The organism is Paenibacillus sp. FSL W8-0194 (assembly GCF_037969745.1).
GTDB classification, from domain to species: Bacteria; Bacillota; Bacilli; order Paenibacillales; family Paenibacillaceae; genus Paenibacillus_AQ; species Paenibacillus_AQ cookii.
The window spans coordinates 4,316,406-4,339,440 of record NZ_CP150205.1; the positions used below are offsets into that span (position 1 = coordinate 4,316,406).

Here is a 23,035-nt window from a genome sequence, read left to right on the forward strand (position 1 = left end):
TAAAATTTTTAGTGATTAATCAATAACTAATGAAAAGTCCAAATTCTTTTTACTTAAGCTTCATCAAAGCGCGGATCGTCTCGGTAATTCCCTGCTCGAAACCGGTAGCCGGAATGGGGCCGATCCGCCTTCTGTATTTCTCGCCGCTCAGCGTCAAAGGCTCCTCCGTCAAATACAGCATTTCAACGATTTCCTTCATCACCGGTTGAAACAGCCCCAGAAGGGATAAACCTGCCCGGCCAAGCGGAATGACGGGCTTCGCGACACCGCTTGCTTTTTGCGCAAAACGAACGATTTCCCGGCCCGATATGATCCCTGTGCCCGGGATGTTCCAATTTTCCCCGTAAGCGTCGTCCCGGCCCGCAAGTTCCACGATCATCTTGGCCGCGTCAGGCAAATACACATACTCCCGCGGAACCTTCATGTTGCCGATAAAAAAGGCGGTTTTTCCCGCCGCGATCGCCGCCAGCGTCGAACCCAAATACGAAGCGTCATTGGCCGTTGGCCCGTAATAATCCGGCAGCCGGACAATCATTCTCTGCACGCCGCCCCATCGTTCGTCAAACATCATTTGCTCGAATGCCAGCCGTGTTTTTCCTTTTCGGGTATGCGGGCGCTTCGGATGTTCTTCGGTGACTTTCTCGGCTTGCCTCCTTCCGTAAGGATAGATGCCGTCGACCGCGACGACTTTTAAGTTTTGCTCCCTTGCCGCCTCCATGACCGCCTCCCCGAGCGGAATCAGTTTATGAACCATTTCATGGTAGGGCACGTTCGCGCAATGGTACAGAACATCCGCTCCAGCAGCTGCCGCCGCAATGTCTCCGGGCCGAAACGCATCGCCGGTATGCAGCGTCAAGCCCGCCGGCTTCCCGAGCTGTGCGGCGAGCCGATCCAATTTGGCCCGGGATCGTCCGAATGCAACGGTTTCCACTCCCCTATGGACAAGTTCTGCCGTGATGGCCGCGCCTGTGCCGCCGGTAGCTCCTAATACGATTGCTTTCTTCATGATAAGTCATCTCCATCTCCATTTCCATTTTGATTAGTGATTGATCAATCACTATTTGTGAACATCATATTATCGAATTAGTGATTAGTCAATAACTAATTTTCAACGGGGCGCCTGATCCGCGCCGACGGCTATTTTTCCATCAGTTCCGGCATATCCAGCGCCATGGAAATGTTGCACAACATCCCTCTTGCCAAAAACAAAAGCGTCCGCTCTTCCGGATGCGGGATCGAAACATGCCGGAAAGCGTCCAAAACGATGTTCCGAACGTTCCGGAAGCCTTTCCGCATTTCCTCGCGGATGACCTCCGACGGAATGGTCTGGGCCTGCATTTGAAGAAGCATTTCATTGGAACGGTCCGCCAAAATGCGTTCGTAAGCTTCAATGAGCTCAGACTCCAGCTGCTCGGGCTGAGCGGTCTCCACGACCCGCCGGAACGATGCAATGATCCGCTCCCAGGACGCTTCCAGGGCCGCCGCCAGCAAAGCCTCCTTGGTCGGGAAAAACTTGAAAATATACGGCTGCGAAATGTTGGCTCTTTCCGCTACCTGCGCCGTCGTGGCGCGATAATATCCGATCTCCGCGAACGTTTCGATCGCCGCCGAAACGATCTCGTCCTTCCGGTTGACCGAAGGAGCTTCTTTCTTAGACATCCTGTTTCCGCCTTTCCGCTTGTCAAAAAATGAGTGATGAATCAATTAACGTTCATTATACTGAAACCCTTCCGGTATCGCAATTCGCGAATTCGCGTTGCCGGAGCAGGCCTGGGAATGCCTACCCGCAAAAGAAAGCAGTTTGGTTTCCGTCTCGGATGGCTCCATTCTAGCCTTCACTTAAGTCGACATTGACACAGTGAATCGGCTTCAAATCCAAATTCGAGGAAGCGTTTCGAGTGAAAAATCAAGATCGACATACATCAGAACCAACTACCATTAAGGCGGTTACGGGGGAAACTAGCGAGACCATAAGTCCCCGCACGCCGGTGTCTGTCATCGGCCTTGGTTCGATGGGGCACGCTTTGGCCGCCAACAGTCCTTTTCTCAACGAGGATACGGGCGTTCCCACGTTATACGACCTGGCGATGCTCGCGCTGCTTTGGTCGACATCGGCAGGCTGGCTTCACTCGTTCGCATTGATTGGTACTGCGGGTGTCGAGGCGGCGGTGTTTCAGCCCTATGCAGATTCGTGGTATAAAAATGTCGTTGCGACGGATCGTTCCGATAAGCTAGCGGCACAAATCAATACAGGAGAGTACCCGAATACGGCCGGTTCGTCGCTCGGACTCAATGCGGCAGGTTTGGCCTGCTTGTCAGCGCCAGCCGTGACGCCGGCGTTGACACCGGAATGTTCGCGGCCATCCAGGCTCTGGAGGATTGCCGACGGCTGAGGCGCCGATGGCTTCGCCGGTCTGATCGAAGGCCATGAAAAACCCGGCCCTGGCCGGCGAACAAATCAATCGCTGACGCTAGTAAACGAGCAAAGCCCTTGAGCGATATTATATATCCATTAGATTCCAGTTTAGGATATTTAGGCTATTTTATAAAAATATTAAAAATTCTGCATAACTTTATGTGAAGTCCGAACGTTATTTATATTAACAGCAAGAATTCCACCATATGGAAATAAAAAACAATATAAAAGGGGGGGATTAATTATCTTTTTAAAAATTTTATAAGTCTAACTATTGAAAAGACAAGAGCTGCGAGTATCAACAAGGTTATAAGCAACAAATTCCAATTGATTGTCAATGCATTCACATCCTATCAAAAAAATGGAGGTAGAATTAAATGAAAAAATGGGTATCCATGATGTTTTTGTTAGCTTTGTTTGTCTTACCGATGTCAGCTTATGCTGACAGCGCTTCTTCTGAAGATAATTTAACGCTAGATGAAATTAAAGCACATTATGAATGGATTTTCAATAAATATCAAGTTAATGAACCATTTTCTGCGGAAGATGCTGACTTCGTTATGAAACATGGAAAAGATGTAGGAGCTGTATTCGTTAACAAAAAAGATGACGAGCCTCATATATTAGCTTCTGGGAAGAAATCTTTTCAAGGTTCAAAAGATAATTATGCAATTACAGGATATGTAAATTATGACATGGCTACTATCGGTAAAAATACTTGGGATGTCTATATTTCGGCTTGGGATATTGCTGGTATCAAAAGAGATATTACTGCTTCATTTGGTATTGATTGTTTTGGCGTTATTGATGTTTCAACCGGTGCGGTTGGTAAAATTTATAGCACTACGCTTTCACAATCTACACAAAGTAAAGCCTCATATCTAGACATGTCTAAATCTGCAGGTTACACAGGATGGGTAATATCAGCTTATTATTATCCTAAGGCAACTTTTGATAACACCACTGAAGTAACTGGCACTTTCCTTAATTAAGCCAAACTAAAGGGAACAGTTTTTTTTAAACCGGACTTGTACATGGACAATGTCAGGTTCTCTTAAGTTTATGAACAGGAGGATCCGCTCTTGAAAGTTTCTATAGATATTTCCATAAACATAACCACCGGTGCAGCACTTCCTGGATGTCCGGAACAGGAAGTGCGACCGGATGCAGCCTGGTTAATTGCCGACAGCGTACAGCTGCGAAAAAGAGTGAAAGTAAACAAATAATATTTCAATTAATCTTCAAGCAATTTTATTAAAAATGGAGGAGTAGAAGTGCAAATGAAGAAGCTATTTAAAACACCGTTTTTATTGCTGGCTGTCTTTGTTATTACATTCGGCGTTTTATTTCCGACCTATGTTTCAGCAGATGATAATACCACTGCCGCTATAGAGGCTCCTGCATCAAAGATAGCAACTAACGATCAGGTTAGTCCCCCGGTAACGGATAAGGAAGGAAACATTGTCCCCCAGGCAAGCACTAATGTCGCAATATTGACTATGTTTTCCGTGCCAACGGGCGGCACTAACAGTTCTGGAGGCTCAACGGGACCCAATTGGGGAACTCATTCTTTTATAACGGTAAAAAACATTAGTTCCTCCAATATTTCAGTTGGTGGGCTTTCAGGTATCGCTCCTAATAGAACCATTTCGGTAGGAACGTGGGGAAACAAAAGCGAACACACGGGAATATGGTATAATCTAGAGGCGAAATTTATCGCAAGTGGTGGTTACAGCGGTAGGGTTTCCCATTCTATGTATCTAACTCAGAACCAACTTGATAGTGTCAACTCTTATATTCGAAACCACGACTCCTGGGGTTATTTGAATAATTGTTCCTCCTTTGCTGTCGGATTGTGGAACTCTATTTCTTCAGATACTTATACTGCTGGCTCTCCGAATACACCGCAAAATCTATACTACTCAATCAAAGATGGTGCTTACGACACCAATGCAGCTGTGCCTTACGATTATTTGGTTTACTATGCAAACGAGCCTAATGCCCCTGTTCGTAGCTCTGAATGGTAAAATTAAGATGATTTCAATGCACTCAATAAGATTGGGTGCATTGAAATATTTTTCAAGGAGGTGAGTAACCATCAGGTCAAAATTAATGTTTAGCATCCTAACTTTGGTAATAGTAGTTGTGATTGCAGCCATAGTTGGTTTTTATATGTTAAATAAAATTATGAATCCAAATGAAATTATGGTCACGAAGTCTGATGTTTCTGCCGAACTTATTACCATAAAAGGTGGGTTTACCGATAGTGTAAGCCGTTACCGTGGCTACAAAGCCTCTTTTGAAAATAATACATTATATATTAAGATCAAAGGAAGTAAAATGCCTTTTGGTGGTAATAGTGGGGATTTTAACATTTCGTTAGCCAATACCTACGGACAAATTGATAAAATTTACTTACAAGGGACTGATAACTCAAAAAAATTGATTTGGTCCAATAATTAAGTGGTATTCCTTTTTCATGGAATACTTTTTTTGTATTCACTAGAATAAAGGGCTGGCTAACCAGCCCCTCCTCATCAAACCGTAAACGAGGCTTCCCTTATACAGCTTTCTTAAAGTTTTAAAGTGTTTTCCTTGCGTGTCGTTAGCCATTAGCACGTCAACAGGCGGATTGTATGCGCTTCCAATTAATTAGGACTCCTTCATTATACACCAGGTGCGTCAGCCACGATTGGTGGAAGGGTCGACTGCTTTTAGAACATCAGAGGAGTACTATCAGATTCTGAAGAAAACGCAAGAGGCTCATCCCAAGAATATAGAAGGTGAAAAAACGTATGCTCTATCCGGTTACTCTCCCATATATAAGGCGGTCAGTTCCGACACTAGCTGGAATGTGGGGGCTTATGGAACCAATACGCATTGGGTCCATAATTGTCCCTTTTTCGCATGAAATGTAAATTAATCGATTAAGAATAAGAACTGGTGTTCCTATACAATTATTGAAGATCCCAATTCTTATACTAATTAATTTAATAACTATAAAAAGATAAATTAATAAAGAGTAGCTCTGTAGACCCTCGATGCATTTTCTTTATCTATTATGCGACAAAGTCCCCCTCCACATTCCCTCGACCGCCTTCTTCTTTGCTCCGAATAATTTTTATCCCCAGATATACCATGTACGCTGAACCGATGATCGACATCCAAAACTCGATTTTGGAGACGATATCTTTTAACCAAAGATTGAAATAACAGCATAACAAAAGTATGACGTAAAAACCGGCCCTCACGCCTAAACAAAATTTTAACGTATGGCGAAAACCATACTTCTTGGCCAAATACATGACCATGATGTAAATATCCCTTGAGGAGCGCGTATTCCTATGGCAGAAGAAATTCATCTGGTCATTGCCAGAAATCAAAGGACATCCGCGAGCGAAAAAACTAAGCCTGGATAAAGTAGCGGAATTAACGGGAGTCAGCAAAACGATGATCGCTCCATTGAAGTGAGCTGCGTCGTCAAACAAGAAACCTACTTTTGAGACAGCCCCGTTAATTCCGCTGCCCGCCGGCTTAGTTAGAGCTACGGGTTCATGACTGCCGGGCGTTTATTGCACCGGAATCGTCATTTCGAGATCCTTATGGTATGTTTTGACCGGCTTGCCGTTTGCATCTTCCACGACGGACCAGTCCTTATTGACCGTCATCGTATACGGCTTGATCGTAATAGAGGTCGGTTTCTTCGCAAACGGGCTGTAGGTTTCGTCCTCGTGGTATTCGGTCTTCGGATTTTGATGGAAGTATCCGATCATTTTTTGATCCAGCGGCTTTCCGTCCTGATCCACGATATCGTAGTACATTTTGGTGGCGCTGAACTCGCCCGATTGCTCCGGCGTGGACGGCACGCTGCCTTGGCTGTCCAAAACGAGGCGGGTCGTCACCGGCGTGATCTCGATCGTTTTTACGGTGTAGCTGAACGCGCCGCTGCTCTGGGTTTGGTTCGGATGAAGCACCACGTTTCCTTTGGCCAGGTTTTTGACCGGCACTTGGAACACGAACGGCTCTTTAAAACCGCTGACATTCATTTTAACCGTCATGTTGAACTCGTTTGGAAGTTGTTTATCCGACAATCCGCTCGTGATTTCATACATGGCCATATTGCGGATGAATTTGCCGTCTTCGGTTTGGCCGACCGCGTCCGTGAAGGAACCGAAAAATCCCGATTTCCCTTGGATCGTCACCTCCGGCATGAACAGGTACCCTTTTTTCTGCTGTTCCACGGGCACTTTCTTATGCGTCTCCCCGGATACGTTGGTTGCGCCTTCCGGGAGGTATGGAGACAGAACGGTATCGTCGTCCATGCCCTGGCGTTCGATCATAAACGCGAGCCGCGTTCCGTCATACATGACTTCCTTGATGTTCAGCGTCAGCCCGTCCCGGGTCACGCTCAGGTTCGGCTCCGTCGTCAGCCCCGAAATGCTGGCTTGCTTCAGGGTAGGGTCAAAATTGTATTGGAACACGCTGCCGATCAAAGGTACGTTTTTCAGCGCGTCCGCCATGGCCGGGGATACGAACCCGCTGCCTAACACGACGCCTCCGAGAACGGCCGCCGCCGATACGCTGATCGCCGTTTTTTTGACCCAGCCTCCTTTGCGATGGATTGACTTTCTGCTTCGTCTGTCCATGTTTTCCACCCTCTCCATAATATGATTTGTATAGCTAACCTCGGGCATTTTCGTTTGTTTGACCGCCCGCCGGATCTGCATCATTTGCTCTTCCTCAGTTTGATCTAACCATGCGCTCATGGGTTAGCCCTCCTTCTTTTCTTTTTTGCTGAATGAGTTTTTTCCTTACGCGTTCGTATTTCTTGCGCAGGGTTGCAGGTTTGCAGTCCATGATCTCTCCGATCTCCTCGAAGCTGTACTGTTCCACGACCTTCAGCAGCACCAAATTCCGCTCCTCCGGCTTCAGGTTCATCAACAGCTCCTCCACCGCGCGTTCGCTGCCCGCATGACGGTAATCGTCAAGCTGCTGCAGCTCCTTTTGGCCATCGATCAGCTTTTTGCGGCGGCTTTTCTTGCGAAGCTGATCCAGGCAATGATGATACGCCACTTTGTACAGCCAGGAGGAAAAGGACACCTGCGGGTTATATTTGTCGATCGATTGATACACTTTAATAAAAATGTCCTGCAGCGCATCCTCCGCTTCCTCGCGGTTTTTCAGGATGTAATAGCAATACGTATAGATTTGATGCTCGAAGGCGCGTATGATAACGGCGTAAGCCTGCCTGTCTCCGTTTTTGACTTTTTCCACGACGGCTTCGATTTCGTCCGGCTCACCGGCCCCGGGGCTGAACCGTTCCATGGAATCACCTCCTCTTGTCCGTCTTCACCTGTATAACGTCTGCCGAACAGCCGAATGTGACATAAGCCCGGATAAAAACGAAAAATCCCTTCGGCAAACCAGGTTTGCCTGAAGGGATTTTCTGTCGCTCTCATGGGTGGCGCGAAGCTTGTTCAAGACCGCTGCATAAAACGCCGCTTACGCCTCAAGCTCCCATGCCGGGTTCCAGACGACCTCCCAGAGATGCCCGTCCGGATCCATGAAATGGCCGGAATAACCTCCCCAGAAGGTCTCATGCGCCGGGTCCGTAATTGTGGCGCCCGCCTTCCGGGCTTGTTCCATCACTTGATCCACTTCTTCCTTGCTGGCCACGTTGTGCCCGATCGTCATTTCGGTCGAACTTGGCGGGGCGAGCGGGACTTTCGCTTCGTGGGAGAGGTCCTTCCGGCTCCAAAGGGCAAGCTTGACCCCTGCCTGCAAATCGAAAAACGCCACCGCTCCGTGCTCGAATTCTTTGCCCACGATCCCTTCCGTCGGCAGGCCAAGCCCGTCCCGGTAAAATGCAAGCGACCTTTCCAAGTCTTCAACGCCAAGCGTAAGTACGGAAATGCGCGGTTTCATCGAAATTGATCCTCCTTTGTACGGTTTCAAGCCTGTTTAAAGGATCGCAAAATGTTCTAAGTTTTGGATTGTAAAAAACGGACATATTACCTGAACACTTGATGGGGCGTCAATCCGTAAAATCGTTTGAACATATGGATGAGATGGGGCTGATCGTAATAACCGTGTTGAACGGCCGTATCCGAAAAGCGGAACGAAGGCCCCTTATGCAGCTCCTGCAACAGGCACTGGAATCGAATGATGCTTGCCAGCTCCTTGGGAGCCATTCCGAATTCCTTCCGGAACATCCTCCTCACGGTCCGTTCGCTGTAGCATAACTCCTCGGCCAAAGCACGCACGGAAACCATTCCCCGGCCGGCATACAGATGCTGCATCGCGGTTCGGATCGGCTGAGGGTCAGGACATGCCGAACGCTGGAGCTTCGCCAAGAGCAGCGATTCCACCAACCCGATCATCGCCTGCACGCTGCCCGCGGCTTCTTGAACCCGTTCTGCGACCAAGCTTGCTTCCGTTCCCCAGACGTCTTCCAGAAAAACGTCACCCCCGGAAAGCTCCGAAACGGAATAGCCGATAAACCGGCTGGCCTGATCCGCAAAAAAGCGAATGCCGAAGAAATAACAGCGACCGGTTAAATCCATCGTCTCGAAGGATGACATTAAACCCGCGAGCATGGCGCTTTGGGCAAACGACGGGGCATGGAGGTCGAAAATGATGTCCGCGCACCCATCCGGTATGATGCGGTGCAGCTTGCGGTCGCAAGAAGCGTCGAATTCGACGGTCCAATAACAAGCCACGTAAGGCTCCAGCGCCTGGCCCGGCGGAAATTCCCGGTATCGGTAAGACGAATCCTGCACGGGCTCCAGCATCGGCGGCTGCAACGGCAGATAGGTTCTCATGTTCGGTCCCTCCCATCCGAATTAAGCCCATTCTACTACACTTCCGCCGTCCCGCCAAAATAAATCCCGGGGCTGCAAGCCAGCAATCCACAAGCCAGCAATCCATAAGAAACGCGGCAAGCCGGCGGGGGTTATAATAAAACCCGTACGGAACACCAAAATGACCCGAAAGGATGTATGCATATTGGGAACGCTTAGACCATTTATTTTATCGGAAGATGCCAGAAGCCAGGCCCGGTTCTACGCGGAATCGCTCGGCGGGGAGATCAAGTCCGTGTTTACGCATGGACAAGCCGCGGGCGCCGAAGGCGAGCATCGGGACAAAGTGATGCATCTGTGCGTGATGGTGGCGGGGGAAAACGCGATTTTTATGGCGGACGCGCTCGAACCTTTCACGCAAGGCGCAGGCATGATGCTGGATGTATCGTTCCCGACGCCATCCGAAGCCGCGGAAGCATTCGCCAGACTATCGTCCGGCGGCACAGTGAAGCATCCTTTCGCCCGCCAGCCTTACGGCCTGCATTACGGGAAACTCGTGGATCGATACGGCGTGACCTGGATGATCACCTCGGATGACCCTTCGGAAGCGTAACCGTTTAAGCGAGGGTATCCGTTTAAGCGGCCGCTTCCGCGACTTGAACAAGCCATGACACCAATCTTAAAAGACCTCCTTTCCCGCGTTTTGGGGATTAAAGGAGGTCTCGATCCTTTAGGAAAATCTTGCATAAAACGCATCATGCAGCGCCGGCTCCGTTTCTTTCGGCGCCTCGGGCGAACTTTCGCGTGCCCCGGATAGGAGCGATTGCAAACGGGGTTCGGACCGAATCCGCCGCCTTGTTTCGGTTACCGCGAGAGCACCCCCGCTTTTTGCTCCAATTCTTCCTTTTGACGAAGGTGATGGCGCAAATGCATATCATTCAGCTCAAACCATTCCCGCGCGTTCAACCAGCCAAAGCCGTCGTGTTTTACTTTGCGGCAGGGATGGACCGAGTCGATTCGGCCTTCCCACTCCTTCATTTTTTGCAGCACTTGATCCAGCCCGCGCAATAATTCTTCTTTGCTTTGCGTATTGCTGGGATTGTTTTCCGGGCCGTCCGGCAATTTAATTTTCACGGGCGGGAATCCGCCAAGCTCGAACAGCCGCTCGCCCGCTTCCGTTTTTCCAAGCGTTTGTTCCTCTCCGTCGGCCGCGCAAATCTCCACTTTTTCAAAATAATCCAAGGAGGCCAGGATCAAGTGGTCGAGCATTTGCCCAAGAGACCAAACCTCCGGCGCGGATTTATGCCTCAGTTCAGCCATCGAATAGCGCTGCAAACCGCTTTTGTACGTTTCAATCAGCATGGCACCGTTCATAATAAACACTCCTTTTCCAATCTGCTTCCTGCCGGCTATCTGCCAAATGATGTTATGCCTGATCCATTTGATCTTATCACACCGCCTATCCCATGAGTTCTTAAATTTTGCGAAAGTGCCGTTTCCGGAAACTTGCGTTTTTGCCGAGGGGCCGAGGCCATCCTCTTGCCGGTACGCAAGGAAAAAGCGCCGAAAACATGCTTCGGCGCTTTTTTGCTGCATCTGGTCATTTGAGCACCGGTCGCCGCCTCCAGGGACGGGAAACCTGTGCCATATATGTTTGTCCGTTCGCTTTATTTTCTCTTAGGAGCCAGCTCCACGGCCTGACGGATCGCTTCCATCATGCTTTTCTCTTCGACGATGCCTTTGCCGGCGATATCGAACGCGGTGCCGTGATCGACGCTGGTACGGATGATCGGAAGCCCGACCGTAATATTGACGCCCGCATCGAGGCCAAGCACCTTCACCGGCCCGTGCCCCTGATCATGATACATCGCCACGACGATGTCGAAATCGCCGCGCACGGTGCGGAAAAACAACGTATCGGCAGGCAGCGGCCCGACGGCGTTGATGCCTTCCTCCTGCGCCTTTTTCACGCCGGGAACGACCTTCTCCTCTTCTTCGCCGTATCCGAACAGGCCGTTTTCGCCCGCATGCGGATTGATGCCGCAGACGGCGATGCGCGGATTTTCGATGCCCGATTTGGTCAACGTTTCATGCGCCAGCTGAATGACGCGGTACACCCGCTCCGGATTGATCATTTTTACGGCGTCGATCAAGCCGACATGCGTGGTGACGTGGATGACTTTCAGGTTAGGCGCGGACAGCATCATCGAAAATTCGCTCGTATCCGTCAGGTCGGCCAAAATTTCGGTATGCCCCGGATACTGGTGGCCGCCCTTATGCAGCGCTTCTTTATTCAGCGGAGCGGTGCAGATCGCGTCGATTTGCTGTTTTTTGGCCAGATCGATCGCCTTGGCCAAATATTCGAACGCCGCATGTCCGGCTTCGGCGGATACTTGTCCAAGCGGCAGGTCGGCGCTGAGCAGATCGAGATCCAGGCAGTAGACGGTCCCGAATTCGTACGCGATCTGGCCTAGCTGGTCCTCCGTTACGGTCTGAACCTTCAGGTCGCTGTTCACGTAGGATTTGGCGCGGTCCAAAATTTTGCTGTCGCCGATGACCAGCGGATCGCAAAGATCGTAAATTTCGCGGTTTTTCAGGCTTTTCAAAATAATTTCCGGTCCGACCCCGGCTCCGTCGCCCATCGTAATGCCAATCACAGGTTTCTTTTGATTCATGTTACTCATCCTCTCCACTCATATATTTCAGCACGTTCGCCAAAGAATGCCGGCCGCCGAATCCCCCGGCTTTGGTCACGGTCCAATACTTTTTACCCGTATCTGCCGCATCCCTCAATATTCCCAGCGGAAGCCCGGTTTCGACCTCGGTATGCAGCTGCATCCGGTTCATGTTCAACCGGCTGCAAACCGCCTTGGCCGTGTCGCCTCCCGTTAGGACCAACCCCTGAATATCGGGGAACGAGGTTACGATTTCGGAAGCGATGTTTGCAAGCTCCCGCGAAATCGCCTCGCTGATTTCCGTCTTGTTTAAGGAGAGTTCTTCTCCCAGCCGTTTCGTCGCCTCTCTATTTTTCTCCGACGAATCGACGAATAATACAAAATGCTTTTTGTCCCGGGCGCCGCCGAGCGCCTCCAGCACCTCGCGCAGCGCGTAGGTTTGCCGGACGAGTTCGACCGGATCGACCTCCACGAAGGAGGCATCCGCCATCGTCCGCACCTGCTCAAGCTGCTCTTTGGTCACGCGGGACAAGCTTGCCGATACCGTCAGCGTCCGCGGCACCTGAGGCCGCTCTTGCGACGTTACGGCATTCTTTTGCAGCTCCAGCGCCTGGGGCAAATATTCGATCAGTCCGGCTGACCCGGCCCAAACGATCGTTTTTTTCGTCTTGGCGAACATATCCGCAATAACCTTCAAATCCTGATCGGTGGCCGCGTCGCAAACAAACCAGGTCGTGCCTTGCGCCGCATGCCGCAAAATAAATTCCAGGAAAACATCCTCCGGTCCTTTCAGAAGTTCTTCTCCGACAAGACGGATGCGTTCCGCATCCGCGTACTTCCCGAGCAAATTCGGAATGTAGCTGTCCGTTACCGGCGTCTTCGGGTCCCTGCCAAACTCGGTTTCAGAAACCGGCCGGCCGTTCACGAATTGATGTCCCCCGATCGTCTGCCGGTTCATTTTCGGATAGGCCGGAGCCACGACGACGATTTCCGGCTGGTGGACCGAAACGACGGCCGCCAGCTCGGCGGCCACGTTCCCCCGGAGGGTGGAGTCCATTTTTTTATAAGCATGCCCGTATCCCCGGGCCCGGAAAATTGCGCTTGCTTTACGAATCCGGTCATAGGCTTCTTGTTCGTCGGCAGCGCGGCTGTCCGTGTCGAGTATCGCCACGTCGCCGCCGTCTCCCGTCCACGATCCTTCTTTCAAATCCAGGTAGACGGTAGAGGCGATCCCGATTTTCGACAGCTGCACGCCGGCATCGTTAGCCCCCGTCAAATCATCTGCAATGATGTAAAAATGCTGCATATCCAAACGACTCCCTTAAGCTTGTGCTTTCCGGCGCTGCGCCCGTTTGGCGAACCAGGTCGTCAGGAGCGGCGTCAAAATGGCGGTGACGATGACGGCTGCCGTTACCTGCAGCGTTGCCGTTGCCGCAATGCCGCTGTATCCGGTATACACGGCCGCTACCGCCATCGGCACGGCTGCCGCGTTGCCTGCCGTCGACGATGCAGCGATCCCGGCAACGCCGTCTCCGCCCGTCAAACGGTCGATCAAAAACAGCATGCCGCCGGTAATGACGACGACGCCAAGACCCAAAATGATGCCGGAAGCGCCGGCTTTCACCACGTTGGCAAGGTTGATGCTCGCGCCGATCGCCAGCGAGAACAACGGGATCATGACATCCTGGCCTTTGCTCAAAAATTCGCGCATTTTTTCGTCCAGATTACCCAGAATCATGCCGATCAACAGCGGCAAAATCGCAAAGACAAACGCCATGATCGGGAAGCTTGCCAGACCTGCAACGCCCAGAATCAGCATCGTGAAAAACGGGCCGGACTCCAGCGACATGATGGAATAAGCGGCGACGTCTTCGGCTTTTTTACCGAGCTGCCCCATCAGCGCCATGTACAATCCGCCGTTCGTATCGGAAAAAGCGGCGATGATGGCCAAAGCGGACAGTCCGAGGAACAGGTTGTTCTGATCCGGGAAGATGGCTTTAATCAGCAGCGCGATAATGAAGGTGGTGCCGATTTTGCCGATCCACAAGCTGACCCCTTTTTTCAAAATGTAACCGGTTGCTTGAAAGCGAATCGTCGAACCCAAACAGATATAAAAAGCTGCCAGCAGTGCGGAAGTTCCGGTCAGGAGCCCGCCCGTGAAAGAGCTTTTAAATTCAGGCAAGTCGAAGATTCCGGGAAAAAACGTACGGATAATGGCCCCGATCAAGAGCGGAATCAGCATCATCCCGCCGGGAATCTTGTCAATGGCTGCCTTGATTTTCATGACTGTCTCATCTCCTTTGTTTTATTTTGCAACAGTAATGTGAAATGATTGCGTTTTCGTTTATTATATTAATCGCTTACAAAATAAAATGCAACAGTTTTCGACATGTTATTATGTGACATGCCAAAAATGTTGCATCTTTAAACAGTCTATATGGGTCGTTTGGAAAAATCAGTCTTTTAACTTGCGCCAAAGCGTGGAACGGTTAATTTGCAGCCGTTTTGCGGCCTTTGTCTGGTTGAACCCCTCTTCTTCCAGCACCTTTTCGATGATTTTTCTCTCGATCTGATCCAGCGTTCCCTTCAGCAGTTCAGAGGACGCGCCGGATTCGCTTCCTTTGCGGCGCAGCAGCTGCTCGATCAGCGAATGTTCGATGACGTAGCCTTTTTCCAAAACGACCGCCTCTTGCAGCAACACCTTTAATTCGGAAACGTTGCCGGGCCAATCATAATCCGCCAGCAGCTTCATGCCTTTCTCCGTCATCCGGATCGCCGAGGTGCCGAGCGTCTGGCTGAAATGCAGCAGAAACGTCGTGACCAGTTCCTTCAGGTCCTCTTTCCGTTCGGCCAGCGCCGGAACATGCACGTGAATGGTTCCGTCTTCATATATCCTATGTTCCCCGGAAGCCTCCTCCTCAGTCATGGCAAAAATAAGCGTGAGCCCGCGCCTTTTTAACGCCTCGATTTTTTGCCACTGGATTTCCTCCCGGCCGCCCGGCAAACGGTCAAAGGCATGGACATACACCGTCCGGACCTCCTCGGGGATCTCCTCCGGGCTCAGCTCCCGCAAATCCGCCGCCTTCACCGAAGCGAAATATCCGTGTCCTTTCGTTTTGAGATCATGCAAATATCTGGCCAGCAATCTTTTTCCCGTTCCCTTCCCGCCAATGAAGATAAACTGGTCATATGTCACGCTGCGGCCGATCATCGTCAGGCATGTGTTCATGGCTTGGCTCTGATGGATGATCAGCGGGGCGGGCTCCATATGAATCCGGAGTTTGTCTTCGGACTCCCTGCGGGCCGGCTCCTTAAAAAATTCGCATAGCCAATACGCCGATTCGCCGATTGCGATTCGGGTTTTGACCACTTTGACCGATTGTCCATCAGGATCCGTTGCATGAAGCATCTCCCGGCTTGGCCCGCCGGGTTCGGATGCGCCCTCGGCGACCGGAATGTCCAGTTCAGGCCGTGCGCCGAACGTTTTCCACTGCTCATATACCACGCTCCCGTTATCCGCTAACACCATCAAGTCGGACGCCGCGGCACGTAAAATCCCCTTCAGCCGCTCGATTTCCTGCCTGCTTTTCGCAAGCCAGCGCGAAACGGTCGCCGCTTCCTTGAACGCATCGAAAATGGATTCCCGGCCGGACTGGATCAAGATCCCGAGCAAGCCGAGCCGCGACGCCGTTTCGAACGTCACCACGTCGCCCATGATCAGCTGGTATCCTTCCTCTTTTAACTGCCGCAATAACGCTTCCGTTTCGCTCTCGTCCCGGATTGTGAACATATCGATCGGAATGTCGAGCAGGTCGATAATCGCTTTCGCGCCGGCCGTAATGGCCGGAAACCCGACGATTGCCTTTTTCCTCGGAAAATCGTTCGCAAGCGTAAGCACCCGCAGCATGTCGTATCCGGACACGCGCACGTCGATCACCGGGATGTCGACCGCTTCGCTGATCAGCTTGGCCGTTCCGCCCCGGCTGATGATGCAATCGAAGCCTTCGGCTTCCGCCTGCTTGGCCAGCGCCACCCCTTCCTGCAGATTGCCTGTCCGGATCGTCAGATCGAGCTCGCTATCCTGCTTCCTGCACTCTTCTATTAAGTTCTCCATTGCCGCATACGGGGCTACGAACAGAGCTTTGATCTTCATGTTAACCACACCTATATCCTTTACTTTTGTATTTCAGTCATAACATATCGGCCGGACCGATGCAACGAACGTCTGACGAAGTCCATTTGCGCTATACCTTTGTCGGAAAATATATATTAAGATGATATCAAGAAACGAGCACTCAGCGAGAAAGGGCTGATAAACGGTGGAACGACGTAACCATATGCAAAACGATATGCACTTGACCCAGTTGGCTTCAGTCGGGCAAATCGCGGCAGGCATTGCCCATGAGGTCAAAAATCCTCTAACGGCCGTCAAAGGATTTCTCCAGCTCTTGAAAGAAAAAAATGATGCGAACTATATCGACATCGCCCAGTCCGAACTGGAGAATGCCATTGACATCCTGCAAAACTTGCTGCAAGTTTCCAAACCCGATCTGGATAACGAGCCCACCGAACCGATTGATTTGACCGTCGAACTGGAGTCGATCATTCAGCTATTTCAGGATCAATTTTATCGGGTGCATTTGCAACGGGAGCTCAGGGACTCGGGGAATTTTATTTACGGCAGGCGCAATCAATTGAAAAAAATGTTTTTCAACTTGATCAAAAACGCGTTCGAAGCGATTCCGGACAAGGGCACCGTCACGATCGGCCACCAGGCCTCCGACAATCATATCACCGTTTACATAGAAGACACCGGCAGCGGAATTCCGAAAGATAAGCTCAGCCAGTTAGGCACTCCTTTTTTTTCGACGAAAGAAAACGGCACCGGCATGGGACTTACGCTTGTTTTTTCCGTCGCCTACCAGCATAAGGGGGAAATCTCGGTCACAAGCGAAGAAGGCGAAGGAACGAGGTTTACGATCGTTTTTCCGAAAGGCGCCGGCAACACCGGAATAAAGGAGGTGAATCGTTTGGACCTGGAGACGTTCAAAGGGGGCAATTTATCCGAGTTTTTCATTTACAACCGCGACATGTTCGAACAAAGGCTTTTGTCCGAGGCGGTTACCGTCAGGGATAAAATCAACGAGATTTTGGACATCGGAAACTTCAACCTGCTGGATAATGCCCATAAGCTCGTGCTGTATATCGTTCAAGGAAAAGAATACGAGGTCATCTCCTTCGCCAAGGCGGAGGGCATCACGTGGGCGAAACATTCGCTGACCCTGGCCTTCAAATTGGAATGGATCCAAGCGGTACGGCGCGTCATGTGGGAGTTTCTCTACAACTACGACCGGATAAACGGCCATACGACGAACAAAGAACAGTTTTACGGGCTGGAGAAGCAGATCAACGAACTGATGGATCTTTTTTTAAGCCATTTTTTCATGAATTATTCCCAATTCAAAGATGATCTGATCCGGACTCAGAAGGAAATGGTCATGGAGTTGTCCGTCCCGTTCATCCCGCTCAGCCAGTCGATTTCGATCCTGCCCCTGATCGGCTCGATCGATAACGTCCGCTACGATATCATGGAAGAGAAGATTCTGGATCAAATCGGCAAAGAGAACATCCAAACGCTCGTCATCGATTTGTCGGGAGTCGTCGGCATCGAAGCCGAAGCGGTGCACCGGCTGATCAACCTGATCGACGGGATCAAAATGATGGGCTGCAAGACGATCATTACGGGACTCCGGCCGGAAATCGTCAAAATGATGATCCGAAACGGGTTGTCCTTCGAGTCCAAGGCCGTGACGAAAGGAACCTTGCAGCAAGCGCTGGCAGACTATCTGACCCATTCGAAGCTGGGCGGCCGGCAAGACCGGGAATTGCTCCCTCCTTCTTCGGGAGCCGCGCTGAATCTGTAGGAATACGGGGAGTGAAAAACGATGTTGATGGACAGCCCGGGAAACATCATGTTAAAGCGCCTCCTGCCGGAACATGCGCAGGAGCTGCTCGAACTTCGGATCCGCAACCGCCAATATTTGCAGCCGTTCGAGCCGATCCGCGACGCGTCTTATTTTACGGCGGAAGGCCAGGAAAAGGATATTTTGACCGGAATGGGCGATAAGGATCAGGCGACGTCGGTGTTATTCGGCATTTTCCTGAAGGAAACGGACGAGCTGGCGGGCAGGGTAGCGCTCACCGGAATCGCGCGCGGCCCGTTTCAAAACGCAAACCTGGGGTATTTTATCGGGCAAGAGCATCGCGGAAAAGGACTCATGACCGAGGCGGTGCGGCTTTGCGTAGGGTATGCCTTTGAGGAAATGGGCCTTCACCGCGTTCAGGCCGGCGTGATGCCGAGAAATCGGCCTTCGCTGCGCGTGCTGGAAAAGGTCGGATTCCGGCGCGAAGGACTTGCCAAACGATATCTGCAGATCCATGGCGTGTGGGAGGATCACGAGCTGTTCGCCATGACGCGGGAGGATTGGGAGGAACAAAAACAACCCGGCTCATAAGAGTCGGGTTTTGTTTTTTCGCCGTAACGTCCGTCAATCTTCGATCGCGGCCTTGCGGGAATTGATGCGCCGGATGGTTTCAGGGTCAAACTTGGCGCGTCTGTCGTAGGTATACAGCCCGTTCACTTCCTGCTCCACGTCGTACAGCTGGGTATAACAAAATCCGAAGATCATCGGATGCTCCAATAATGCGCTTGTCAAGCCCTCGTAACGCTTCATAAACGCTTCTTCGGAATCGGGTCTGTCGCCGTATCCCCATGCCTTGTCGTCCTTTTGATCGGGATTCCACCAAATGCCGCCGTACTCGCTGACGAAATAAGGCTGCCCCTCGTACGTCTGCCGGTCCGGGAAGGTGTTGTACGCCTCCCCGCCGCTTTTCATCGGTTCCAGTTTGGCCCGGAACGTCTCCGGATTTTGGTCATAATCATGGATGTCGAAAATATCGGTGACGACATGGAAGTTTCCGCTGGTATCGATCACCGGGCGCGTCGGGTCGATCCGTTTCGTCATCTCGTACACGATGCGCAGCACGTCGTCGTTTTGCTTGACGCCGTCCTGATCCCAAGTCTCGTTAAACGGGCACCAGCCGATCAGGGCAGGATGGTTGAAATCGCGCTCCACGCCTTCGATCCACTCGGGCAAAAACCGCGCAAGGCTTTCGGCGCCGGTAATATCCAGTCCCCAGTTGGCATGTTCGCCCCATACCAGATAACCCAGCCGGTCCGCCCAATACAAGAAACGCGGCTCGAACATTTTTTCGTGCAGCCTGGCGCCGTTGAAACCCAGTCCCATCGATATTTCGATATCCTTGCGGAGATCTTCGTCGCTTGGAGCGGTGTAGATGCCGTCCGGGTAAAAGCCTTGATCCAGCACAAGCCGCTGGAATACAGATTTGTCGTTGATCCGGAACGCCATGCCGTCCAGCCTTACCGTCCGCAAGCCGAAATACGATTCGACCGTATCGCTGATCCGATCCTGCTTGTGAAGGGACAGCCGCAGATCGTACAGCCTGCCGTTGCCCGGTTCCCACAAGTGGATTTCCGATAACGGAATCGTAAGTTTGACCGCAGTGCCTTGGATCAGCGCGCTGGCACGGCCGACGGGTTTACCGCCGTAAAACGCGGCGGCTTCGAGGTTGTCTCCGGCTGCATTGCCGGCGATTTTCACTTCCAGATGGACGCAGGCGTTGCCCGGATCGGCCACCAGCTTCATGTCCGCCAGATAGGATTCAGGCACGTGCTCCAGCCACACGGTTTGCCAAATCCCCGTCGTGCGCGTATAGTCGCAGCCGTGCGAATGGTACCTTCCGCTTTGCTTCCCGCGCGGCTGGCTCCCCGAACGGACATCGTCTTCGGCATACACGGTCACGACGTTTGTCCCCGGCAGGATGTGCGAGGTGACGTCAAAAGCGAAAGAGGCGTATCCTCCGCGATGTTTGCCCACGGAAGCTCCGTTGACCCATACCTCGGTTTCGTAATCGACGGCCCCAAAGTGCAGCAAAATCCTGCCGTCCTTCCACGTTTCGGGCACCGAAAATTCCCGTTTATACCATACCGCCGCCATGAAATCTTTGTATTCCACGCCGGACAGCTTGCTCTCGGGACAAAACGGGACGGTAATCGTTCCCGACAGCCGATGCGAGGGCTCTGCATATCCGCGTTCTTTTCCGCTTTTGCCGTGATCGATCTCAAATTGCCAGGGCCCGTTTAAATTGAGCCAGCTGCTGCGCACCCATTGGGGGCGGGGGTATTCGGGACGGGGAATCGAAGACATCTGTTCCACTTGCAAAACTCCTTTGCAATTATAATCGGATGATTCATTTAGTTAACATATAAGTTAATCATTAATTTATCAATTCTCGAGTAGATCATAAAATAACCGGAAATTTTAGTCAACATTTTTCTTTTTGATTAATTTATACATTAACTAATGGTTGCCATTTTCAGTTTGCTCACGCAAAAAGCCACCGTTCCTTCAAACGGAACGATGGCGGTTCATGAAGCGCATTCGTTTTCAAATAGCGAAAAAAACCGCGGTCCAGCATGAACGTTTCAGGCGGGCAATATGACGTCGATCGTGGTTCCTTCATTGACGACGCTGTTGATGTTGATGCCTCCTTTATGGTCGCCGATGATTTTGTAGCACATCATGAGGCCAAGCCCCGTCCCCTTCTCCTTCGTCGTAAAAAAAGGCTCGCCCAACCGGGGAAACTGGCTTTCGCTGATGCCGACGCCTTCGTCGGCAATGCGAATCATGACGCTGCCTTCCTGCACGCGGGCATGGATGCGGATCACCCCGCCACACGGCATCGCTTCGATGGCATTTTTCAAAATGTTTACGAATACCTGCTTGATTTCCATTTCCGAACATTCGACCAGAGGAAACCCGTCTTCCACTTTGGTGCGGATTTCTATATTGTTCAGGGCGGCCTGGGCCTCCAACAAGGTGATGACGCTTTGCAAAATATGGATGAGGTCTTGCTTTTGGAATTTCGTGCGAACCGGTTTGGCGATCACCAAAAATTCGTTGACGATGCTGTTGATCCGATCGATTTCGGACAGCATGATGTCAAAGTATTCTTTTTTGTTAGCCCGCCCGGACTGCATGATTTGCAAAAATCCGCGCAGCGAGGTGAGCGGGTTCCGGATCTCATGCGCCAGTCCGGCGGCCAGTTGGCCAACGGCGTTCAATTTATCGGCTTTGCGGTAAAAATCCTCCGATTTTTTCCGTTCGGATATGTCCCGGGTAATGCCGGTCAAGGCGATGATGTCGTCGTTTTCGTCTTTGATCGGGGACAGCGTCAGAAAAACGTGAATGGTTTTGCCGTCCTTCCGCGGCCTCACCGTTTCGAAATGGATCGCTTTTTGGGAATGCAGATGTTTGCAAATTTCATCAAAACGGTTTTCCAGATGGGCCGGGATCATCGGCGCCTGCCTCCCGATCAGCTCGCTCTCCGGCCAGCCGTAAATTTTCTCGAAGGCATGGTTGATGCGGATGACTTTGCCGCCAACGTCCATGATGCAAATGCCGTCGACGGAGCTTTCGTACAAGGATTCCAGCAATTCCTTCGTTTCCCTCAGCTCTTGTTCGCGGGTTTTCAGTTCCGAAATGTCGACGCAGGAGGCGATCAATTCCACGACCTCCCCGAGTCTTCTCATCGGCTGCAGGGAAACCAGATAAAACACCCCGTGAAACTCGCTTTCGTAAATGATCCCCTCCTTCCCCTGCCATGCATCCCGGTAAAACGATTCCTTGTAAGCCGCCAACTCGGCGGGATAGAAGTCCCCCAGCCGTTTGCCCGTGACCTCCTGGGGAGTCAGACCTATTTTGGATAGCAGCCGCCCGCTGCAAAACGTATGTATAAACTGCCCGTCGATCTTTTTGACCTTAAACGTCATTCCCTGCTGCTCGGACAACATTTCGATCAATTCAGAAGAAGAATACTCCAAAAACTCACGCGGCGGTTTCCCCATCGGCATCCACTCCCTCGGTCGATAATTAAATTTTTAACATTTCATTCGACGAGCGGACACCCGCCTCCTTCCCGGGAGAAATTTAAAAAATCCGGTTTCGAAAGCTGCATTCCGGCCGCGGATGGTCCGAACCCGATTTTAATTCCGCCCGGCCATGTTATAATAAGCGCAAGGTTACATTGAGCTTGAAAAACGGTGCTGCAATCGGCAAGGCATAATACCGCCAGATTCAGAGCAGCCGAATTCATCATTATGGGTGTGAAAACATGGAAGTCAATCAGGCAGGATTCAAAGAAAAAAAACCGCTGTATATCAAGGTGTACGACGAACTGTACAAACAAATCATGAACGGTACCTATCCTTGCGACAGCCAATTGCCTACGGAAACGGAACTTGCCAAAACGTTCAAGGTCAGCCGGATGACGCTCAGGCAGGCGCTTGCGCTTCTGCAGGATGACGGGCTGGTCAGAAGCGTGCACGGCAAAGGCAGTTTCGTCACCAAACATCGGCAGGCTAACAAAACCGCAGGTTTGGAGAAAATCGGGAACCCGATTTACAAATGCCTCACCGAACCCATCGACCAGATCGAACTCGACTTCAGACTGGATTTGGAAAGCGAATATACCCAGGAGATTTTGAACAGAAGGGCCGCCGCGGTCGTGGCAATCGAACGGTGGTATAAAAGCAAGGGGGTTGCCGTCGCGTTTGCGTTTACGTTTATGGCGATCGAAACCGTATCGGAATTGAACCTGGACCTGCAGGATACGAGCCAGCTGATGGACCTGCTCGAAAACCGGGTATACGAAATGGCACATTCCGCATCCATTGAGATCAAACGTTCGAGCGCGATCAATTCCCCGTCGCAAAAATACATCATCGCCGGGGGAGCCGATCAATGCGACTTAATTTTGGAGAGCCTGTACGCCAACGAGGAGCATCCGATCGTCTACAACAAATTTTATATCCCCGAGGAATCCAGCGTGATGAAAATCAACGCCGTCAAATAGCCAAGGATAAAAAAACAGTATCTTCCTTTGAAAGAGGGGGATACTGTTTTTGCGTTTGTTTCCGCCAAAATCAAATCTGGCCGCCGTCAAATTTTGTAGTTGAACAACAGACGCTTTATGTGGTATTTTTACATAGTACAAATTAGACA

At 51.1% G+C, this 23,035-nt stretch carries 23 protein-coding genes; 9 read left to right on the top strand and 14 right to left on the bottom strand.

Features of this window, described 5'->3' with window-relative positions; genetic code table 11:
- Positions 1 to 49 precede the first annotated feature (49 nt).
- Together MKY58_RS19640 and MKY58_RS19645 are read right to left on the bottom strand one after the other, a co-directional pair.
- The gene (locus tag MKY58_RS19640; RefSeq protein ID WP_339321723.1) at positions 50 to 1,006 is read right to left on the bottom strand and encodes an NAD-dependent epimerase/dehydratase family protein; all 957 of its coding nucleotides are present in this window, start codon (positions 1,004 to 1,006) and stop codon (positions 50 to 52) included.
- A 131-nt stretch (positions 1,007 to 1,137) separates the two neighbouring features.
- The gene (locus MKY58_RS19645) at positions 1,138 to 1,659 is read right to left on the bottom strand and encodes a TetR/AcrR family transcriptional regulator (RefSeq protein WP_339321724.1); all 522 of its coding nucleotides are present in this window, start codon (positions 1,657 to 1,659) and stop codon (positions 1,138 to 1,140) included.
- A 239-nt stretch (positions 1,660 to 1,898) separates the two neighbouring features.
- On the opposite strand from MKY58_RS19645, the gene MKY58_RS19650 reads away from it, so the two are divergent.
- The 5 genes from MKY58_RS19650 to MKY58_RS19670 all read left to right on the top strand — a co-directional run bounded on the left by MKY58_RS19650 (position 1,899) and on the right by MKY58_RS19670 (position 4,879).
- Positions 1,899 to 2,393 carry a hypothetical protein gene (locus tag MKY58_RS19650; protein WP_339321725.1) on the top strand — a complete coding sequence of 165 codons (495 nt, stop codon included), beginning with the start codon at positions 1,899 to 1,901 and terminating at the stop codon, positions 2,391 to 2,393.
- A gap of 400 nt (positions 2,394 to 2,793) precedes the next feature.
- Positions 2,794 to 3,408, top strand: coding sequence for a hypothetical protein (locus MKY58_RS19655; RefSeq protein ID WP_339321726.1), 615 nt, complete (start codon positions 2,794 to 2,796; stop codon positions 3,406 to 3,408).
- 90 nt (positions 3,409 to 3,498) lie between these two features.
- Complete coding sequence (locus tag MKY58_RS19660) at positions 3,499 to 3,642, top strand: hypothetical protein (RefSeq protein WP_339321727.1); 144 nt, start codon at positions 3,499 to 3,501, stop codon at positions 3,640 to 3,642.
- Positions 3,643 to 3,696: 54 nt separating this feature from the next.
- Complete coding sequence (locus MKY58_RS19665) at positions 3,697 to 4,443, top strand: hypothetical protein (protein ID WP_339321728.1); 747 nt, start codon at positions 3,697 to 3,699, stop codon at positions 4,441 to 4,443.
- Between the two features lie 85 nt (positions 4,444 to 4,528).
- Positions 4,529 to 4,879, top strand: a complete 351-nt coding sequence (locus MKY58_RS19670) for a hypothetical protein (RefSeq protein WP_339321729.1) — start codon at positions 4,529 to 4,531, stop codon at positions 4,877 to 4,879.
- A gap of 596 nt (positions 4,880 to 5,475) precedes the next feature.
- On the opposite strand, the gene MKY58_RS19675 is transcribed toward MKY58_RS19670, so the two are convergent.
- The 5 genes from MKY58_RS19675 to MKY58_RS19695 form a co-directional block, all read right to left on the bottom strand.
- Complete coding sequence (locus MKY58_RS19675) at positions 5,476 to 5,904, bottom strand: hypothetical protein (RefSeq protein WP_339321730.1); 429 nt, start codon at positions 5,902 to 5,904, stop codon at positions 5,476 to 5,478.
- A gap of 81 nt (positions 5,905 to 5,985) precedes the next feature.
- On the bottom strand, positions 5,986 to 7,182 hold the full coding sequence (locus tag MKY58_RS19680; RefSeq protein WP_339321731.1) for a DUF4179 domain-containing protein: 1,197 nt from the start codon (positions 7,180 to 7,182) through the stop codon (positions 5,986 to 5,988).
- Positions 7,157 to 7,741 carry an RNA polymerase sigma factor gene (locus tag MKY58_RS19685; RefSeq protein ID WP_339321732.1) on the bottom strand — a complete coding sequence of 195 codons (585 nt, stop codon included), beginning with the start codon at positions 7,739 to 7,741 and terminating at the stop codon, positions 7,157 to 7,159. The genes MKY58_RS19680 and MKY58_RS19685 overlap by 26 nt, the downstream gene beginning before the upstream one ends.
- A gap of 177 nt (positions 7,742 to 7,918) precedes the next feature.
- The gene (locus MKY58_RS19690; protein ID WP_339321733.1) at positions 7,919 to 8,341 is read right to left on the bottom strand and encodes a VOC family protein; all 423 of its coding nucleotides are present in this window, start codon (positions 8,339 to 8,341) and stop codon (positions 7,919 to 7,921) included.
- An 86-nt stretch (positions 8,342 to 8,427) separates the two neighbouring features.
- Positions 8,428 to 9,237, bottom strand: coding sequence for a helix-turn-helix domain-containing protein (locus tag MKY58_RS19695; RefSeq protein ID WP_339321734.1), 810 nt, complete (start codon positions 9,235 to 9,237; stop codon positions 8,428 to 8,430).
- A gap of 184 nt (positions 9,238 to 9,421) precedes the next feature.
- Between MKY58_RS19695 and MKY58_RS19700 the strand changes: the two genes are divergently transcribed.
- Positions 9,422 to 9,829 carry a VOC family protein gene (locus MKY58_RS19700; RefSeq protein ID WP_339321735.1) on the top strand — a complete coding sequence of 136 codons (408 nt, stop codon included), beginning with the start codon at positions 9,422 to 9,424 and terminating at the stop codon, positions 9,827 to 9,829.
- A gap of 251 nt (positions 9,830 to 10,080) precedes the next feature.
- On the opposite strand, the gene MKY58_RS19705 is transcribed toward MKY58_RS19700, so the two are convergent.
- The 5 genes from MKY58_RS19705 to MKY58_RS19725 form a co-directional block, all read right to left on the bottom strand.
- Positions 10,081 to 10,590, bottom strand: coding sequence for a DinB family protein (locus MKY58_RS19705; RefSeq protein ID WP_339321736.1), 510 nt, complete (start codon positions 10,588 to 10,590; stop codon positions 10,081 to 10,083).
- 293 nt (positions 10,591 to 10,883) lie between these two features.
- Entirely contained in the window at positions 10,884 to 11,891 is a 1,008-nt protein-coding gene (pdxA, locus tag MKY58_RS19710; protein ID WP_339321737.1) for a 4-hydroxythreonine-4-phosphate dehydrogenase PdxA, read from the bottom strand.
- A gap of 1 nt (position 11,892) precedes the next feature.
- Positions 11,893 to 13,197: a four-carbon acid sugar kinase family protein gene (locus MKY58_RS19715; protein WP_339321738.1), complete on the bottom strand. Its 1,305-nt coding sequence runs from the start codon at positions 13,195 to 13,197 to the stop codon at positions 11,893 to 11,895.
- Between the two features lie 15 nt (positions 13,198 to 13,212).
- Positions 13,213 to 14,175 (bottom strand): 2-keto-3-deoxygluconate permease, encoded by a 963-nt coding sequence (locus tag MKY58_RS19720; protein ID WP_339321739.1) that lies wholly within the window; start codon positions 14,173 to 14,175, stop codon positions 13,213 to 13,215.
- A 171-nt stretch (positions 14,176 to 14,346) separates the two neighbouring features.
- Positions 14,347 to 16,044 carry a PrpR N-terminal domain-containing protein gene (locus MKY58_RS19725; protein WP_339321740.1) on the bottom strand — a complete coding sequence of 566 codons (1,698 nt, stop codon included), beginning with the start codon at positions 16,042 to 16,044 and terminating at the stop codon, positions 14,347 to 14,349.
- Between the two features lie 166 nt (positions 16,045 to 16,210).
- Between MKY58_RS19725 and MKY58_RS19730 the strand changes: the two genes are divergently transcribed.
- Both MKY58_RS19730 and MKY58_RS19735 read left to right on the top strand, forming a co-directional pair.
- Positions 16,211 to 17,815: an ATP-binding protein gene (locus tag MKY58_RS19730; protein WP_339321741.1), complete on the top strand. Its 1,605-nt coding sequence runs from the start codon at positions 16,211 to 16,213 to the stop codon at positions 17,813 to 17,815.
- A 21-nt stretch (positions 17,816 to 17,836) separates the two neighbouring features.
- Positions 17,837 to 18,406, top strand: a complete 570-nt coding sequence (locus tag MKY58_RS19735) for a GNAT family protein (RefSeq protein ID WP_339321742.1) — start codon at positions 17,837 to 17,839, stop codon at positions 18,404 to 18,406.
- A gap of 33 nt (positions 18,407 to 18,439) precedes the next feature.
- Here MKY58_RS19735 and MKY58_RS19740 read toward each other — a convergent pair whose 3' ends face one another.
- Positions 18,440 to 20,179, bottom strand: coding sequence for a sugar-binding domain-containing protein (locus MKY58_RS19740; protein ID WP_339325209.1), 1,740 nt, complete (start codon positions 20,177 to 20,179; stop codon positions 18,440 to 18,442).
- 278 nt (positions 20,180 to 20,457) lie between these two features.
- Entirely contained in the window at positions 20,458 to 21,879 is a 1,422-nt protein-coding gene (locus MKY58_RS19745; RefSeq protein ID WP_339321743.1) for a PAS domain S-box protein, read from the bottom strand.
- Between the two features lie 266 nt (positions 21,880 to 22,145).
- Between MKY58_RS19745 and MKY58_RS19750 the strand changes: the two genes are divergently transcribed.
- The gene (locus tag MKY58_RS19750) at positions 22,146 to 22,886 is read left to right on the top strand and encodes a GntR family transcriptional regulator (protein ID WP_339321744.1); all 741 of its coding nucleotides are present in this window, start codon (positions 22,146 to 22,148) and stop codon (positions 22,884 to 22,886) included.
- Positions 22,887 to 23,035: the final 149 nt, after the last annotated feature.

Excerpts from the sequence above, each read along its gene's own strand:
- MKY58_RS19640 (WP_339321723.1), bottom strand. The coding sequence starts at position 1,006 with ATGAAGAAAGCAATCGTATTAGGAGCTACCGGCGGCACAGGCGCGGCC.
- MKY58_RS19645 (WP_339321724.1), bottom strand. The coding sequence starts at position 1,659 with ATGTCTAAGAAAGAAGCTCCTTCGGTCAACCGGAAGGACGAGATCGTT.
- MKY58_RS19655 (WP_339321726.1), top strand. The coding sequence starts at position 2,794 with ATGAAAAAATGGGTATCCATGATGTTTTTGTTAGCTTTGTTTGTCTTA.
- MKY58_RS19665 (WP_339321728.1), top strand. The coding sequence starts at position 3,697 with ATGAAGAAGCTATTTAAAACACCGTTTTTATTGCTGGCTGTCTTTGTT.
- MKY58_RS19670 (WP_339321729.1), top strand. The coding sequence starts at position 4,529 with ATGTTTAGCATCCTAACTTTGGTAATAGTAGTTGTGATTGCAGCCATA.
- MKY58_RS19680 (WP_339321731.1), bottom strand. The coding sequence starts at position 7,182 with ATGAGCGCATGGTTAGATCAAACTGAGGAAGAGCAAATGATGCAGATC.
- MKY58_RS19685 (WP_339321732.1), bottom strand. The coding sequence starts at position 7,741 with ATGGAACGGTTCAGCCCCGGGGCCGGTGAGCCGGACGAAATCGAAGCC.
- MKY58_RS19690 (WP_339321733.1), bottom strand. The coding sequence starts at position 8,341 with ATGAAACCGCGCATTTCCGTACTTACGCTTGGCGTTGAAGACTTGGAA.
- MKY58_RS19695 (WP_339321734.1), bottom strand. The coding sequence starts at position 9,237 with ATGAGAACCTATCTGCCGTTGCAGCCGCCGATGCTGGAGCCCGTGCAG.
- MKY58_RS19705 (WP_339321736.1), bottom strand. The coding sequence starts at position 10,590 with ATGAACGGTGCCATGCTGATTGAAACGTACAAAAGCGGTTTGCAGCGC.
- pdxA (WP_339321737.1), bottom strand. The coding sequence starts at position 11,891 with ATGAATCAAAAGAAACCTGTGATTGGCATTACGATGGGCGACGGAGCC.
- MKY58_RS19715 (WP_339321738.1), bottom strand. The coding sequence starts at position 13,197 with ATGCAGCATTTTTACATCATTGCAGATGATTTGACGGGGGCTAACGAT.
- MKY58_RS19720 (WP_339321739.1), bottom strand. The coding sequence starts at position 14,175 with ATGAAAATCAAGGCAGCCATTGACAAGATTCCCGGCGGGATGATGCTG.
- MKY58_RS19725 (WP_339321740.1), bottom strand. The coding sequence starts at position 16,044 with ATGAAGATCAAAGCTCTGTTCGTAGCCCCGTATGCGGCAATGGAGAAC.
- MKY58_RS19735 (WP_339321742.1), top strand. The coding sequence starts at position 17,837 with ATGTTGATGGACAGCCCGGGAAACATCATGTTAAAGCGCCTCCTGCCG.
- MKY58_RS19740 (WP_339325209.1), bottom strand. The coding sequence starts at position 20,179 with ATGTCTTCGATTCCCCGTCCCGAATACCCCCGCCCCCAATGGGTGCGC.
- MKY58_RS19745 (WP_339321743.1), bottom strand. The coding sequence starts at position 21,879 with ATGGGGAAACCGCCGCGTGAGTTTTTGGAGTATTCTTCTTCTGAATTG.
- MKY58_RS19750 (WP_339321744.1), top strand. The coding sequence starts at position 22,146 with ATGGAAGTCAATCAGGCAGGATTCAAAGAAAAAAAACCGCTGTATATC.